The 15515-nt window shown below is 74.9% G+C and carries 15 protein-coding genes; 9 read left to right on the top strand and 6 right to left on the bottom strand.

Features of this window, described 5'->3' with window-relative positions; all coding sequences use genetic code 11:
* Positions 1 to 66 precede the first annotated feature (66 nt).
* Positions 67 to 552 carry a P-loop nucleotide/nucleoside kinase family protein gene (locus KIN34_RS05540; RefSeq protein ID WP_214347828.1) on the bottom strand — a complete coding sequence of 162 codons (486 nt, stop codon included), beginning with the start codon at positions 550 to 552 and terminating at the stop codon, positions 67 to 69.
* Positions 553 to 589: 37 nt separating this feature from the next.
* Positions 590 to 2137, bottom strand: coding sequence for a CYTH and CHAD domain-containing protein (locus KIN34_RS05535; protein WP_214347824.1), 1548 nt, complete (start codon positions 2135 to 2137; stop codon positions 590 to 592).
* A gap of 73 nt (positions 2138 to 2210) precedes the next feature.
* Between KIN34_RS05535 and KIN34_RS05530 the strand changes: the two genes are divergently transcribed.
* On the top strand, positions 2211 to 3971 hold the full coding sequence (locus KIN34_RS05530) for a glycoside hydrolase family 9 protein (protein ID WP_214347821.1): 1761 nt from the start codon (positions 2211 to 2213) through the stop codon (positions 3969 to 3971).
* Here KIN34_RS05530 and KIN34_RS05525 read toward each other — a convergent pair.
* Positions 3958 to 4614, bottom strand: a complete 657-nt coding sequence (locus KIN34_RS05525; RefSeq protein WP_214347817.1) for an MBL fold metallo-hydrolase — start codon at positions 4612 to 4614, stop codon at positions 3958 to 3960. The genes KIN34_RS05530 and KIN34_RS05525 overlap by 14 nt on opposite strands.
* 161 nt (positions 4615 to 4775) lie before the next feature.
* Positions 4776 to 6872, bottom strand: coding sequence for a glycoside hydrolase family 3 protein (locus KIN34_RS05520; RefSeq protein ID WP_214347815.1), 2097 nt, complete (start codon positions 6870 to 6872; stop codon positions 4776 to 4778).
* A 292-nt stretch (positions 6873 to 7164) separates the two neighbouring features.
* Here KIN34_RS05520 and KIN34_RS05515 point away from each other — a divergent pair, with 292 nt between their 5' ends.
* Both KIN34_RS05515 and map read left to right on the top strand, forming a co-directional pair.
* Positions 7165 to 7509 (top strand): hypothetical protein, encoded by a 345-nt coding sequence (locus KIN34_RS05515; protein WP_214347813.1) that lies wholly within the window; start codon positions 7165 to 7167, stop codon positions 7507 to 7509.
* Complete coding sequence (map, locus tag KIN34_RS05510; RefSeq protein WP_214347810.1) at positions 7506 to 8297, top strand: type I methionyl aminopeptidase; 792 nt, start codon at positions 7506 to 7508, stop codon at positions 8295 to 8297. The genes KIN34_RS05515 and map overlap by 4 nt, the downstream gene beginning before the upstream one ends.
* Here the strand turns inward: map and KIN34_RS05505 are convergent.
* Positions 8294 to 9721 carry a YyaL domain-containing protein gene (locus KIN34_RS05505; protein ID WP_214347807.1) on the bottom strand — a complete coding sequence of 476 codons (1428 nt, stop codon included), beginning with the start codon at positions 9719 to 9721 and terminating at the stop codon, positions 8294 to 8296. The genes map and KIN34_RS05505 overlap by 4 nt on opposite strands.
* Positions 9722 to 10073: 352 nt before the next feature.
* On the opposite strand from KIN34_RS05505, the gene KIN34_RS05500 reads away from it, so the two are divergent.
* The 6 genes from KIN34_RS05500 (at position 10074) to KIN34_RS05475 (ending at position 15091) form a co-directional block, all read left to right on the top strand.
* On the top strand, positions 10074 to 10571 hold the full coding sequence (locus KIN34_RS05500; protein ID WP_214347805.1) for a DUF2975 domain-containing protein: 498 nt from the start codon (positions 10074 to 10076) through the stop codon (positions 10569 to 10571).
* A complete protein-coding gene (locus KIN34_RS05495) occupies positions 10571 to 10801 on the top strand; it encodes a helix-turn-helix domain-containing protein (protein WP_214347803.1) in 231 nt (76 codons plus the stop codon). The genes KIN34_RS05500 and KIN34_RS05495 overlap by 1 nt, the downstream gene beginning before the upstream one ends.
* 136 nt (positions 10802 to 10937) lie before the next feature.
* Positions 10938 to 12662 carry a cellulase family glycosylhydrolase gene (locus KIN34_RS05490; RefSeq protein ID WP_214347801.1) on the top strand — a complete coding sequence of 575 codons (1725 nt, stop codon included), beginning with the start codon at positions 10938 to 10940 and terminating at the stop codon, positions 12660 to 12662.
* Positions 12663 to 12734: 72 nt separating this feature from the next.
* The gene (locus KIN34_RS05485) at positions 12735 to 13784 is read left to right on the top strand and encodes a zinc-dependent alcohol dehydrogenase family protein (RefSeq protein ID WP_214347799.1); all 1050 of its coding nucleotides are present in this window, start codon (positions 12735 to 12737) and stop codon (positions 13782 to 13784) included.
* A gap of 90 nt (positions 13785 to 13874) precedes the next feature.
* Positions 13875 to 14495: a ClpP family protease gene (locus tag KIN34_RS05480; protein ID WP_214347797.1), complete on the top strand. Its 621-nt coding sequence runs from the start codon at positions 13875 to 13877 to the stop codon at positions 14493 to 14495.
* The gene (locus KIN34_RS05475) at positions 14492 to 15091 is read left to right on the top strand and encodes a ClpP family protease (protein WP_214347795.1); all 600 of its coding nucleotides are present in this window, start codon (positions 14492 to 14494) and stop codon (positions 15089 to 15091) included. Before KIN34_RS05480 ends, KIN34_RS05475 begins: the two co-directional genes overlap by 4 nt.
* Here the strand turns inward: KIN34_RS05475 and KIN34_RS05470 are convergent.
* On the bottom strand, positions 15072 to 15488 hold the full coding sequence (locus KIN34_RS05470) for a helix-turn-helix domain-containing protein (RefSeq protein ID WP_214347792.1): 417 nt from the start codon (positions 15486 to 15488) through the stop codon (positions 15072 to 15074). The two genes, KIN34_RS05475 and KIN34_RS05470, sit on opposite strands and share 20 nt — an antisense overlap.
* Between the last annotated feature and the right edge of the window lie 27 nt (positions 15489 to 15515).

The following is a 15515-nucleotide window of genomic DNA, read 5'->3' as shown; positions in this document are numbered from 1 at the left end:
GCGTTCGGGCGGACCCACGCGCGGCTGCGCGCTCTCCGACGTCCCACGCCGCGCGGACGGACGGGGTCAGGCCGGCGCGTCACCGCCGGTGCCGTCGACCACCAGCAGGGGACCCTCGGCCGGTGTCGGCACCTCGAACCCGTCGAGGAACCGTGCCACCACCTCGGGTTCGAGTGCCAGGTCGTGCGGCCCGGCGTTGCCGCGGGCCGCGACGCGGCGCAGGACCTCGTCGCGCGGCGTCTCCACGTACCAGGTGACCGGGACGATCCCGAGCGGCGCGAGGAGCACGCGGTACTCGTCGCGTGAGCGCCGCGACCAGCACGACGTGTCGACGACGACGTCGCTGCCCTCCCCCACGAGTGCGAGGAGGCTCGCCCGCACCTCCGTGGCGATCTCGGCCGACTGCTCGGGCGTCAGCGGGTGGCGTCGGTGACCGAGCCGCCACGCGTGGTCGTCGAAGGAGACGCGCGCGTACCCGGCCGCCTCGAGCCGGTGCGCGACCGTCGACTTGCCGGAGCCGGCAGGCCCGCACATCAGCACGACCTCGACCATCCCCCGATCCTCGCAGGCCGCGGGGTCGAGGGCCGCGTCAACGCGTCCAGGCGCGCACCGTGCCGCGGTCCAGGCGGTCCCACGCGTCCTCGTAGGCCGCGAACGCCTGCGCGGCCCGGGCGCGTTCGGCCGCGACGAGCAGCCCGAAGGTGAGGGCGTTCTCGCCCGCCAGGTGCGCGGCGACGCCCTGGCCCCGCAGCTCCGCCGCGAGCTCGACCGCGTCGTGGTGCGCCCCCGCTGCGTCCTGCACGGCCTCGGCCCGTCGGGCGAACCGTCGCGCCCGCCGTCCCACGACGACCGTGCACGCCTGCGCTGCGTACCGGGCGGCCTTTGCTGACTTGCGCAACGCGTGCAGCGCCTCGGCGAGCGCGGGGTCGTCCACGACGGGCCCGACGACCAGCCCCGCCGGACCTGCACCCGGGGACGTCGCCGCGGGCACGGCCGCCAGCTCGTCGGCCCGCCGCCGCAGGCGACGCCACGCTCGTCGGACCGCCCGGGCGGCCACACGCTCCGCCGGACGGTGCGCGTGCCGGACCACCGGCGGGTCCTGCGCGAGGGCGTCGACACGGACCAGCAGGTCGAGGTACCGCGCGGAGGCCATCGCGTCGAGGGCGGCGGCGTGGGCGCGCTCGCGCTCGCCCCGCAGGTCGCCGCCCGTGCGCGCGCGGACCGGGCCGATCACCAGCTCGTCGGGCAGGGCGTCGAGGACGTCGGCGACGCGCGCCGCGCGGACCTCGGCGTCCCGGACCTCGCCGAGCACCCGGCCCCACCAGCGGAGCTCGTCGCGCAGCGACTCGGTGACCTCGCGGTCGAGCAGCGGGCGGAACGTGCGCAGCGCCTCGCGCAGCCGCCGCGCCGCGACGCGCGCCTTGTGCACCGCGTCCGGGTCGTCGCGTCGCACCCGCGGGTCCAGGCCGATCAGCCGGTCGACGTGCCGGCCGAGCGTGCTCCGCACGAGCTCGGCGCCGGTCGCCGGTGCGGGCGCTGCGCCCTCGCGGCGGCCGAGCGCGCGGGCGAGCTTGCGATCCTGCGTCGGTTCCGCGCCACCGGCGACGAGCCGGTCGACCAGCGCCGCGAGCAGGCCCGGCGACCCGTCGACGAGCTCCACCTCCACCCCGTGCCACGTCGTCGCGGGCCCGAGCGCGGGGCGTGCGTCGACGTCGTCCAGCACCACCTCAGCGAGCGTCCGGCCGTCCGCTGCGAGCAGCCGGCGCACGGTGCGGCGCGTCCGGATCCGGGCGACCGGTACCAGGTCGCTGCCCAGGCGCAGACCCGCGACGAGCTCGAGGAGGCGCGCGGGCACCTCGTCGGGCGCGTCCTCGTCGACGGGTGCGCGCAGCTCGTCCCGCCCCGGACCGGCGGGCAGCTTGAGGTGCCAGCCCGCCTCGTCGTCGCCGGTGCGCCGCCGCAGCGTGACGCCGCGCCGCAGCAGCGCGAGGTCGGCGGTGTCGAGGTAGCGGGCATCCAGGTCGAGCACGCCGGCGTCCGCGACGCGGTCGACGCCGCCACCGGTGAGGTCCGGGAGGGCCCAGCCGTCGGGGACGTCGAGCGGGACCTCGAGCTCGTGCACGTCGCTGGTCGTCATGCTCCATCGTCCGCAGGGTCACGGCCCCGCGCACCCCGGACGGGGCGGGCGTGCCGGCCGTAGGCTGCCGGGCGTGAGCTGGCCGTCGTGGTCCGTGCGGGACGTCGTCACCGGGCGGCCGCGCGTGCGCGTCAACCAGGTGGGCTACCTGCCGGGTCGCCCGATGCGGGCCACGCTCGTGTCCGACGAGCCCGAGCCGGTCCCGTTCCTCGTCGTCGACGAGGGCGGCCGCCCGGTGCACGAGGCCCGTTCGCACCCGTGGCCCACCCGCCCCGAACCGACGTCCGGTCTGGCGGTGCACGTGCTCGACCTGGGCGACCTGCCGCCGGGCCGGCACCGCGTCCTGGTCCCGACCCTCGACGCGCACAGCCACGCGTTCCGCGTCGACGCCGGGCTGTACCGACCGCTCGCCGCGGACGCGCTGCGCTTCCTCACGCTGCAGCGGTCCGGCGTCGCGATCGACGACGAGGTCGCGCCCGGCTACGCACGGCCGGCCGGCCACGTCGGCGTCCCGCCCAACCGTGGCGACACCGCGGTCCGGCCGTGGTCGGGCCCCGACGCCCCGCGCCTGTACCCGGGCTGGCGCGACGACGCGACGTACGACGTCTCGGGCGGCTGGTACGACGCGGGCGACCACGGCAAGTACGTCACGAGCGGCGCGATCGCCGTGTGGCAGCTGCTCGGAGCGGCGGACGTGCTCGCGCGAGGCCCGCGGACCGCGGCGGCGGACGACCTGCGGGACCGGGTGCTCGACGAGTGCCGCTGGCAGCTGGACTGGCTGCTGCGGATGCAGGTCCCCCCGGGCCGGCCCCACGCGGGCCTCGCGTTCCACCGGGTCCACGGCGTCGTCTGGTCGCCGATCCCCGGCCCGCCGCACCTGGACCCCACCGAGCGCGTGCTGCACCGCCCCTCGACGGGTGCCGGGCTGCACCTCGCGGCCGCGGCCGCCGCGGGAGCGCGCACGTTCCGCCTCGCCGACCCCGCGTACGCGGCGCGGCTGCTCGCAGCGTCGCGGTGCGCGTACGACGCGGCGCTCCGCACGCCCGACCTGCTGGCGCCCGACGACCACGCGCGGCACGGCGGCGGTCCCTACGGCGACGACGACCTGTCCGACGACCGGTACTGGGCGGCGGCAGAGCTCTGGCTCGCGACGGGCGAGGAGCGGTACGCCGAGGACGTGGCGCGGTCCCCGCACCACGCGCGCGACCCGTTCGACGAGCGCGGGTTCGACTTCGACGCCGTCGCGGCACCCGCGCGGCTCGACCTGGCCCTGCACGGCCGCACCGGTCCCGCGGCTCCCCTGCCCGACCACGACCGCGTCGTCGCGAGCGTGGTCGCAGGCGCCGATCGGCTGCGTGCGGTGCAGGACGCACAGCCGTGGGGCCAGCCCTACGCGCCCGCCGACGGCTGGGCGTGGGGCTCGAACGGGCGGCTGCTGAACAACCTCGTCGTGCTCGGCACCGCCGCGCTGGTGAGCGGCGAGACCGGCTACCTCGACGCGGTCGCCGCCGGCGCGGACCACCTGCTGGGGCGCAACGCGCTCGGCCAGAGCTACGTGACCGGCTACGGCACCGACCACAGCCGGCACCAGCGCACCCGGTCATTCGGCCAGGACCGCGACGCGACGCTGCCCCCGCCGCCGCCGGGCGCGCTCGCCGGCGGCGCGAACTCCCAGCCCGCGCCCGACTTCCCGTACGACGACCGGCTCGTCGGACTGCCTCCGCAGTGCTGCTACCTCGACGAGCCGACGTCCGAGGTCACCAACGACGTCTGCATCCGGTGGAACGCGCCGCTGGTGTGGGTCAGCGCGCTCCTCTCGCTCAACCGAGCGTGAGCGTCTCCCCCGGCGCCAGTCGCCGGTAGGTCGTGCCGTCTCCCGCGAGCTGCTTCGAGACGCGGTCGACGAGCGCCTTGCCCGCGTCGCTGAGGATCGCGTCGTGGATCGGCACCGCGGTCGTCGGCGCCACCGCCCGCAGGTAGTCGACCGCCTCGGCGAGCTTGAGCCAGGGCGCGCTCACGGGCAGCAGGAGCAGCTCGACGGGCACGTCGGCGGGCGGCTGCGTCAGCGAGTCGCCCGGGTGCAGCACCCGGCCGTCGACCAGGAGGGCCAGGTTGACGGGCACGGGCAGGTCCGGGTGGATCGTCGCGTGCCGGCCGCCGAGCGCGCGGACGGCGAACCCGGCCGCCTCGACCTCGTCCCCGACGGCGAGCGCGTGGACGCGGGCCTCGTCGGCGCCGGCCCGCACGAGCGCCTCCACCACCGGCTGCGGAGCCCACACCTCGAGCGTGGGGTCCGCCGCCAGCTCGGCGGTGAGGCGGTCGGGGACGACGTGGTCGGCGTGCTCGTGGGTGACCAGCACCGCGTCCGCCCCCGCGGTCGCGTCCGGCTCGCTGAAGCCACCGGGATCGACGACGAGCACGCGGCCGTCCCGCTCGAACCGGGCGCACGCGTGACCGTGCAGGCTGACGACCGTCATACCGGGGTCCCTCCCGCTGGGCTGACCTGACTAGACCTGACCTGACCTGACCTGACCTGACCTGACCTGGACAGTCTGGTGCCCGGCCGGACCTCGCGCCCGGCCGGGCACCTGTGACGAGCCGCACCGCGGCGGCGCGGGGAAGGACAGGGCGGCAGAGGTCACCGGTGGTGGTGGCCGTGCCCCGTCCGGTAGGACAGCCCGAAGCCGTGCTCGAACAGCGGGTCGGCGGAGTCGTCGGGCACGTCCGCCAGCTGCGCCTCGACGGCAGCCATCGACGACGGCAGCTCGAACGGGAGCTCGCCGCCCGGCGACCGCTCGCCGAGGATCGTCTCGACCAGCACGTCGTCGGACACGCCGTAGTTCGCCAGCACCGCGGCGGCCCGGTCGACGACGTCCGTGAGGATCAGCGGCCGGTCGAGCTTGGGCACCGCGATGGTCGGGACGCCCGCGTCGGTGGCCGCCAGGAACGCCTGGTAGTCCTCCTCGTCGCCCGTCCACTCGAGGCCCGTCAGGTCGTCGCCCGCACGCGGGTCGGCGAGCCGCACGATCGCGAGGTCGGCCGAGCCTAGGTCGGTCGTGACGCGCAGGCCGTGGTCCCGGGCGACGTCGGCCGAGACGCCGGACAGGTAGACCGTCGGGCTCGACCGGTGGCCGCGCCCGCTCGTCGTGCCCCACGCGTGCCCGTGGCCCGAGCGGGTGGTGACCGGCAGTACGCGGTCCTCGTTGGTCAGGAGCGTCAGCGACCGCGCCTGCGCGTCGTCGCCGATCCTCTGGAACCACCGGTTGCCCGCGACCTTCGCCGCCCGCGTGACGTCGACGTACGGGTTCTCGAACAGGCCGAGCCGCAGCTTCTGCTCGAGCACGCGCCGCGCGGACTCGTCGATCCGGTCCTGCGTGAGCAGGCCGCCGTCGGCGGCCGCGAGCACGTTGGCGGGCTCGTCGGAGCCGCCGACCTGGTCGACCCCGGCGTTGATCGCGAGCGCGAACCGCTCGACGACCGACAGGTCCTCGACGCCCCACGGCATGCCGACGCCCCAGGAGCCGAAGAACGGCGCCGGCGGCCGCGTCTCCTGGCACTCCACCGGGCAGCTGCCGGTGATGCCCCAGTCGGACACGATGACGCCGTCGAACCCGTAGTCGCCGCGCAGGACGTCCTGCAGCAGGAAGCTGCTGAAGCCCGCACCGGTCTGCTCGACGGCGTGCCCCTGGTAGACGAGGTCCTGCAGGATCGAGTACGTCGGCATGATGCCGGAGGTCTGCGCGTCGAACGCGCCCTCGAACGGGACCAGGTGCTCGGCGAAGTTGTCCCCCGGGAAGATCGCGTAGCGGCCGTAGTAGTAGTGGCTGTCGTAGCCGTTGGCCTGGGCGCCGTAGCCGACCCAGTGCTTGGTGACGGTCGCGACGCTCGTCGTGCGCAGCCCGTCGTCACCGTCCTGCAGCCCCTCGACGTACGCCTCGACCTGGTCGCGCGCGTCGTCGGAGTCCGAGCCGAAGGTGCCGTTGATCCGCGTCCAGCGCGGCTCGGTCGCCAGGTCGGCCTGCGGCGAGAGGCCCTCCTGGATGCCGACCGCGCGGTACTCCTGCCGCACGACGTCGCCGAGCAGCCGCGTCAGCCGCGGGGAGTCCGCGGCGGCCCAGCCGATCGCGTCGGGCATCGCCGTGACGCCTTGGCGGGCGACCGTCTGGCCCGCGGTCACCGAGAAGCCGTTGCGGGGGTCGGTGGACACGACGACGGGGATGCCCAGCCGCTGCCCCTCGGCCGCCTCCTGCACCGCGTTGTTGGCGGTCGCGAGCTGCGCGGGCGTCGCGCTGAGGCGGGTGATGAAGGTCGTGATGTGCCGGTCGCCCAGGAGCTGGGTGACCCCGGCGCTCGTCGTGTCCTCGAAGCGGTAGCCCGTCGCGGTCGTCGGGAGCGTCCCGTGGACCAGCAGGCCGGCCTTCTCCTCCGGGGTCATCCGCCCGACGAGGTCGTCCGCGCGGCTCGCCGCGCTGCGACGCCAGTCCTCGTACGGGGTCAGCCGGCCGTCGCGGTCGAGGTCGCGGAACCTGCGGTGGTCCACGGTGATGATGGGGACCCCGCGGGTGCCCAGCTCGGGCTGGCGCGGGTCGTGGTCACGGCCCGGGCCGTGACCACCCGCCGCCGCGGGCAGTGCCGCGATCCCGGCCAGCCCGACCAGCCCAGCCGTGAGCGCGCCCGCCAGCACCGTCGTCCGTGGTCCGTGCCGCCGCGCGGCTGGGTCGGTCCTGCGTGCCATGGAAGTCCTCCTCGGTCCGCACCCTGACCGTCGCCCGCACGGCCGTGGCCGCGCGAGGCGGGCGCGCGAGGTCGCGTCGGTGCGGCCCGCGGTGCGGCGGTCGAGGGCTCGGCCGGCGCGATCGTCCGGGTGGTCGGCGGCGAGCCAGGGAGATCGGCCGCGCCGCGCTGCCGACGGCCCTCGTCGTCGAGGACCGCCGACGCCCCACGCTCACACCGTCGGTAGCCCCGCGCAACTGCTGGCGCCCGTCCCCGCTGGGTAGGCTCGCTGGGTCGCGAGGCACCCGCCACGCGTGAGCAGGAGGCAGCCGGTGGGACCGGAGACGACGTACACGGGCACCGTCCCGCAGCCGCTCGACCAGATGCGCCTGGAGCTGGACCGCACAGCCGTGCAGCAGGGCTGGGTGGTGGGGCCGGCGTCGACGCGTGAGCAGGCGGTGCTGGTCCGCGGGATGTCGGCGAGCTCGTTCGGCACGACGCTGTACGTGCAGCTCGTGCCGGACGCCGCGGGGACGCGGCTGGTCTTCCACCCGCGCGAGGCCGTGCCCTCGCTGTTCGACTGGGGCCGGAACAAGCGCAAGGTGCAGCGGCTGCTCGTCGCGCTGGGCGGCACGCTCGACGGGACGCGCGGCGCATGATCGAGATCCTCAGCCCGGCCGAGGTCGAGCGCGCCGCGGCCACCGGCGCGCTGGTCGCCGACATCCTGCAGACCCTGCGGTCCCGGTGCACCGTGGGGACCAACCTCCTGGACGTCGACCGCTGGGCGCGGTCGATGATCCTCGACGCCGGGGCGCAGTCCTGCTACGTCGACTACGCGCCGTCGTTCGGCCGCGGGCCGTTCGGGCACTACATCTGCACCGCGGTGAACGACGCCGTGCTCCACGGGCTGCCGCACGACTACGCGCTCGCCGACGGCGACCTGCTGACCCTCGACCTCGCCGTCCTCCTGCGCGGCGTCGCCGCCGACTCGGCGATCAGCTTCGTCGTGGGCTCCGCGCGACCGCCGGAGAGCGTCGCCCTGATCGAGACCACCGAGCGCGCGCTGGCCGCGGGGATCGCCGCGGCCGGGCCCGGCGTGCGGCTCGGCGACGTCTCGTACGCGATCGGCTCGGTGCTCGCCGCCGCCGGGTACCCGGTCAACACCGAGTTCGGCGGCCACGGCATCGGCTCGACGATGCACCAGGACCCGCACGTCCCCAACACCGGCCGGCCGGGACGCGGCTACACGCTGCGCCCCGGCCTGCTGCTCGCGCTGGAGCCGTGGGTCATGGTGGACACCGACGAGCTCGTCACCGACGACGACGGCTGGACGCTGCGCAGCGCGACGGGCTGCCGCACCGCCCACAGCGAGCACACGGTCGCGATCACCGAGGACGGCGCGCGGGTCCTCACGCTGCCCACGCGTGCCGCCTCCGTGTCCTCCTAGCGCAGGCCGCCCCAGCGCATCGGGTTGGTCCGGGTGGACGCGAACAGGAACCACGCGGTCGCGCCGACGTGCTGGACCTGGAAGTAGCCGAACCCGAACCCGGAGTCGATGAGGCTGGACGCCGCGACCACGCCGCCGTCCACCTCGACGCCGCCCAGGTGCTGACCCGTGCCGAGCGCGTCCTGCGCGTGACGCACCTGCGCGAGCAGCGCCTCGGAACGCGCCCGGTCCGCCCGGCCACCGCGGTCGGCGAGCGAGGTCGCGAGCTGCGCCGTGCCCTCGAGCCACACGCCCTGCGGGTGCACCGTGATCCCGTTGTACTGCGCGGTCGAGGTCAGGCTCGCCGTGCTGAAGGTGACGCCGGAGACCTTCTCGCCGTCCGGCAGCTGGGACGTCGGCGCGGTCGAGACGTCCGTGGTCGCCAGCGCGCGCCCGGCCCAGTCGAGGGCGCCCGCGTACCGGCGGTCGCGCAGCGCCAGCCAGCTCCAGGTCGCCGGGTCCAGCGGGACCGGGTCGCGGTTGATCTCCGTGCCGTCGTTGGTGCCGGTCCAGAACCAGCCGTCCGCGCGGGACCACATGCGCTCGACGAAGGCGCGCGCGTGGGCCGCCGCCTTCCCCCAGGCCTTGTCCCGGGTGACGTGCTGCAGCATCGTGAAGAAGGCGACGCAGTCGATGTTGTGCTCCGTCGACCCGTTCGGCACGGGGTTGTCGGCGCCGTCGACCCCGAACGAGAAGCCACCCAGCGGCCGCGTCGACCACGCGTTCGTCGTGATCCACTCGCCGATGCGCACCGCCGCGTCGAGGTAGCGCCGCTCCCGGGTGGCGCCGTAGAGCTGCAGGAGGGCGAGGCCCGGCCACGCCATGTCCCCGACCGCCGTGCCCAGGAACCCGAACTGCCAGCCGATGTTGGCGGTGCCGTCCGGCTGGACGAACCCGTTCGGCTGCGGGTTGCCGTCGTAGAACGTGTACGGCCCGACGTTGTAGCCCTGCCGGAGCCGGCCGTCGTCGTGGACCGGGTCGTGCTCCTGCGCGTAGACCAGGCCGTCACCGAGCACCTTGGCCGTGGCGAGCGTGCCGCGGCCGCAGTCGGCGAGCAGCGCGCCGATCGCCAGCGCGTTGTCGTAGACGAACGCGGTGCTGAACAGCCCGAGCTCGTCGGCGTAGCTCTGCGCCAGCCGCGGCCCGGTGTTGATCGTCGGGTAGGCGTCCGTCGCGGACTGCAGGAAGGCGGTGGCCGCGCGCTGCGCGGCCGCGCCCCCGCGCCGCGGCGGTCCGGGTCGCCACGGCGACGGGCGGTGCGAGCCACCGCCCGCGACGGCACCGCTGGCACCCGCCGCGACGACGACCGCCGCACCGGACATGGCCAGGAAGGACCGGCGCCCGAGGGCCGGCAGCTCGTCCAGACGTGACTTCTCGTTCGACATCGCGGGTCCCTCTCGGACGGCGTCCGGCGCTGCGGCGTTGCAGGCCGGGCCACACAGTAGTGACACGTGTCACGCTTGTGAAGATCTCCCGCTTCGCCCGTTCCGTCCGGCTCCACCGCCAGCCCCCCGCACGACGAGATCGCCGGCCGACACCCCGGCGCAGAGGTCTCGCCAGGTCGTGAGAGGTGCGGTCCCTCGTCAGCAATGTCTGACGACCCACCCGGATCTCTGACGACCCACCCGGGTCGAGACGAACGAGCGCACGGCAGGAGCCGGCCGGCGGCGGCACCAGTGGACTCGACCGGTCTATCGAATAGCGATAGGCTTCTATCGTTCGTCGATAGGAGGGGTCATGGACGTCTGGGTCGTCCGCGCGGTGCGCGCGGTCATCGTGCTCGTCATCGCGGGGCTGCTGTTCGTGCAGTGCGTCATCCTGCCGCTGCTCGCGGTCGACATCGCCGAGGAGGAGCCGGAGCTCGCGCCGCTGCGCTGGGTGGTCGTCGGCATCATGATCGCGGGGCTCCTCGCCGCCGAGGTCGCGCTCGTGTGCATCTGGCGCCTGCTGCGGCTCGCGCGCCGCGACGCGCCGTTCTCGACGTCGGCGTTCCGCGACGTGGACGTCATCATCGGCTGCGCGGCCGCCGGCGCCGTCCTGGCCTTCGCGCTCGGCTGGGTCCTCGCGCCCGGCGAGGCGGTCGCGCCCGGGATCGTCGCCGTCATCGGGATCGGGGGCGTGTGCTGCGCGGGGATCGCCCTGCTCGTCGTGGTGATGCGCCTCCTGCTCGCGAAGGCGGTGACGCTCGACACGACCGCGAGCGCGCTGCGCGCCGAGCTCGACGAGGTGATCTGATGCCGATCGTCGTCGACATCGACGTCGCCCTCGCTCGCAGCAAGATGTCCGTCGGCGAGCTCGCGGAGCGCGTCGGGATCACCCCGGCGAACCTGGCGGTGCTGAAGAACGGCCGCGCCAAGGCTGTGCGCTTCAGCACGCTCGAGGCGCTCTGCGAGGCGCTCGGCTGCCAGCCCGGCGACCTGCTGCGCCACGAGCCCGCCGACGACCGGACCCCTGCCGCTCCCTGAGCCGTATCGCTTCACACGCGCGAGACCCGTGCGAACGGGACCAATCGCCCGTAGACTCGCCCGTCGAAGCGCTTCGACGGGCGAGTTCGCGCTCCGGGGCGCGGGGCAACGGGGCCCCACCGTGAGAAGGGCAACCATGCGACGACCCCTCTGGACGAGCCTCGCGGCGCTCGTCGGAACCCTGGCGCTCACCGCCACCCTGGCCGCACCCGCGACGGCCGGCGGCCCCGCCGGCCACGGCCCCCACGACCGCCACGGCACCAGGCACCAGCCGTCCGCCGAGCGCGTCGTCGCCGGGATGCAGCCCGGCTGGAACCTGGGCAACACGTTCGACTCCGTCGGCGCCGACGAGACCGCGTGGGGCAACCCGCGCGTCACCCGGCAGCTGATCCGCACGGTCAGGGCCCAGGGCTTCCGCAGCATCCGCATCCCGGTCACGCTGGGCCAGTTCGAGGGCCCCCCACCGGACTACGCGATCGACGACGCGACGCTGGACCGCATCCAGGAGGTCGTCGACTGGTCGCTCGACGCGCGCCTGTCCGTGCTGCTCGACCTGCACCACGACTCGTGGCAGTGGGTCAACCAGATGCCGACGCGGCACGACGAGGTGCTCGCGCAGTTCACCGCCACCTGGGAGCAGCTCGCGGAGCGGTTCCGGGACTACCCGCGCACGCTGCTGTTCGAGTCCGTCAACGAGCCGCAGTTCGCCGGCTCGTCGGGCGAGGACCAGGAGTACGCCCTGCTCGACGAGCTGAACACGACGTTCCACGAGGTCGTGCGCTCGTCGGGCGGCCGCAACGCCGACCGCGTGCTGGTGCTGCCGACGCTGCACACCGACAGCGGGCAGGCGCGGCTCGACAGCCTCCTCGAGACGTACGAGGCGCTGGACGACGAGAACGTCGCGGCGACCTTCCACTACTACGGCTACTGGCCGTTCAGCGTGAACGTCGCGGGCGGCACGCGGTTCGACGAGACCGCGCTCGCGGACATGACCGGGGCGTTCGACCGCGTCGAGACCACGCTGCGCGACGCCGGCATCCCGGTGATCCTCGGCGAGTACGGCCTGCTCGGCTTCGACCGGCACACCGGCACCATCGAGCAGGGCGAGAAGCTCAAGTTCTTCGAGCAGCTCGGCTACGAGGCCCGGACCGCGGGCGTCACGACGATGCTGTGGGACAACGGCCAGCACCTCGGCCGGACCACCTACCGGTGGAGCGACCCCGCGCTGTTCGCCCAGATCCGCTCGAGCTGGACCACGCGCTCCGGCACGGCGTCCACCGACCAGGTCTTCGTCCACCCCGACGCGGTCGCCGAGCAGAGCGTGACGCTGGACCTCCACGGCACCCGGTTCGTCGCGCTGACGGACGGGCGCAAGCCGCTGCGCGCCGGCAAGGACTACCGGCTCTCGGGCTCGACGCTGACCCTGCCGACCCGGCTGCTCGAGCGCCTCGTCGGATCCTCGGCCGGCTACGGCACGCGCGCCACGCTGACGGCGTGGTTCACGCGCGGCGTGCCGTGGCGGATCGAGGTCGTCGCCGCCGACGAGCCCGTGCTCGCCGCCGCGACGGGGACCACGGAGGACTTCGCCGTCCCGACGCAGTTCCGCGGCGACCGGCTCGCCACCATGGAGGCGACCTACGCGGACGGCTCCTTCGCGGGGCCGCACGGGTGGACCGCGTTCAAGGAGTTCGACGTGGCGTTCGCGCCCGACGAGGCCGCGGGCGAGATCGTGCTCCGCCCGGCGTTCTTCGCCGAGGTGACGGACGGTGCGCCCGTCACGCTGACGTTCCACTTCTGGAGCGGCGCCGAGCTCGCGTACACGGTCACCCGCAACGGGACCGCGGTCACGGGCACGCCCTGACCGCGAGGGCCGGAGGAGCTGGCGACGATCCGTGGCCAGCTCCTCCGGCCCGTCCAGGGTTAGGTTGGCTCCATGCGTGCGACGGTGATTCACGGTGAGCGGGACATCCGGGTCGAGGAGGTCCCCGACCCCGTGCTCCGGTACGGCACGGACGCGATCGTCCGCGTCGTGGCGGCGTGCGTGTGCGGGTCCGACCTGTGGCCCTACCGCGGGGTCCAGCGCACCGACTCACCGCACCGCATCGGGCACGAGCTCGTCGGCGTGGTCGAGGAGATCGGCACCGAGGTCAGCGGCCTGTCGGTGGGCGACTTCGTCATCGCGCCGTTCTACGTGTGCGACTCGACCTGCCTCAACTGTCGCAACGGCGTCAGCACCTCCTGCCTCAACGGCGGCTGGTGGGGCAGCGAGGACGGTCCCGGCAGCTCGCTCGACGGCGGCCAGGGCGAGCGCGTCCGCGTACCGCTGGCGGACGGCACGCTCGTCGTCGTCCCCGGGACGCCGTCCGACGAGCTGGTGCCGCACCTGCTGACGCTGTCCGACGTCATGGGGACCGGGCACCACGCCGCGGTGTCCGGTGGCGTGCGCGCGGGCTCGACCGTGGCGGTCGTCGGGGACGGCGCCGTCGGTCTGTGCGCCGTGCTCGCGTCGCAGCGGCTCGGCGCGTCGCGGATCGTCGCGATGTCCCGGCACGAGGCGCGGCAGGCGCTCGCGCGGTCGTTCGGCGCGACCGACGTGGTCCCCGAGCGGGGCGACGAGGGCGTGGCGCGGCTCAAGGACATGTTCTCCGGCATCGGGCCCGACGTGGTGCTCGAGTGCGTGGGGACCAAGGAGTCGATGGACCAGGCGCTGCGGTCCGCGCGCCCGGGCGGCCAGGTGGGGTTCGTGGGTGTGCCGTCCGGCGGGCCCGAGCTTCCCGTGCGGACCATGTTCGGCACCAACGTCGGCGTGCGCGGCGGCGTCGCGCCGGTGCGCGGCTACATCGAGGAGCTGCTGCCGGAGGTGCTGGACGGACGACTGCAGCCCGGACGCGTCTTCGACCTGACGCTCCCGCTGGACCAGGCCGCCGAGGCGTACGCGGCCATGGACGAGCGCCGCGCCACGAAGGTCCTGCTGCGCCCCTGACCCCGCGGGCCGGCCGGCTGCTGCTGACCGCGGATCTGCTCGCGGCGGCAGGGCGGTCCTCCGGGCCGTCACCGGTGCGAGCGTCGTCGCATGACCGAGACCACGCTCCCCCGGACCGCCGACTACGACGAGCTGCTGGCGCAACGCCTGCTGCACCAACGGGTCCTGCTCATGGGCACCGCGCTCGACGAGGCGCTCGGCAACCGCCTGTGCTCGGCGCTGCTGGTGCTCGCGGCCGAGGACCCGCACCGCGACATCACGCTCCTGGTCAACTCCCCCGGCGGCTCCGTACCGGCCATGCTCGCGATCCGCGACGTGATGCACCTGGTGCCGTGCGACGTGGCGACGGTCGCGATCGGCTGGGCCGCGAGCGCCGGCCAGTTCCTGCTCTCGTCGGGCACGCCCGGCAAGCGCGCGGCGCTGCCGCACGCCCGGGTACTGCTGCACCAGGGCTCGGCCGGCATCGGCGGCTCGGCGGTGGACGTCGAGCTGCAGGCCGACGACCTGCGGCACACGCGGGACACCGTGCTCGGTCTCATCGCCGCGGACACGGGCCAGCCGGTCGAGCGGGTCACGGAGGACTCGCAGCGGGACCGCTGGTTCACCGCCGCGGAGGCGCTCGAGTACGGGTTCGTCGACCGCGTGGTCGACGACGTGGCGCAGGTGCTGCCGTGGTTCGCCACGTCCGCCGGATTCGGGGGTGCGCGGTGATCATCCCCTACGTCACTCAGAAGGTCCCCGGCGGCGAGCGCTCGCTCGACGTGTACTCGTGGCTGCTGGCGGACCGGATCGTCTACCTCGGGTCCCCGATCGACGACGAGGTCGCGAACGTCGTCGTCGCGCAGCTCCTGCACCTCGAGTCCGCCGACCCGGACGGGCGGATCGACCTGTACGTGAACTCGCCGGGCGGGTCCCCGTCGGCGATGCTCGCGATCTACGACGCCATGCAGTACGTGCGCCCGACGGTCACGACGACGTGCGTGGGACGGGCGGCCGCGGACGCCGCGGTGCTGTTCGCGGGTGGCGCCGCGGGCCAACGGTCGATGCTCGCGCACGCCCGCGTCGTCCTGCATCAGCCGGGCACGCAGGCGCGCGGGGACGTGCCGGACCTGATCCTGGCCGCCGACGAGATCGTCCGCGTCCGCTCGGAGCTCGAGGAGGTGCTCGCGCGCCACACGGGACGGTCGGCCGAGGTCCTGCGCCGTGACACGGACCGGGCGCTGGTGCTGACCGCGCACCAGGCCGTGGAGTACGGCCTGGCGGACCAGGTGATCGACCGCGGGGCGCTCAGGCGGCCAGCAGCGTGACCGCGGGAGAGGGCACAGACGAGCGGGACACAGACGAGCGGGGCACAGGCGCGCGGGACACGAGCGCGTCGTGGCGTCCGGTGAGGTCGAGGACGACCGCAGGGGCCCGTGCGGGCAGGCGCCCCGGCCGCGGCGCCAACAGGTCCGCGACCCGCAGCGCGAGGTCGGCGAGCGACAGGTCGAGCGCGTCGGTCACGGCCGCGAGCACCTCCGACGAGGGCTCCTTGCGGCCTCGCTCGATCTCCGAGAGGTACTGCGTCGAGACGCCCGCGCGCGCGGACACGTCGGTCAGCCGCAGGCCCGCGTCGAGCCGGCGCTCGCGCAGCACCGCGCCCACCGCGTCCCGCCACCGCAGGCGCCGCTGCCACACGCTCGTCGTCCCCGTCGCCGTCGCCATGTCCCGACGCTAGCGCGACGCCGCTCC

The organism is Cellulomonas fulva, assembly GCF_018531375.1.
Taxonomy (GTDB): domain Bacteria; phylum Actinomycetota; class Actinomycetes; order Actinomycetales; family Cellulomonadaceae; genus Cellulomonas; species Cellulomonas fulva.
This window is presented reverse-complemented; position numbering and strand designations above follow the sequence as displayed.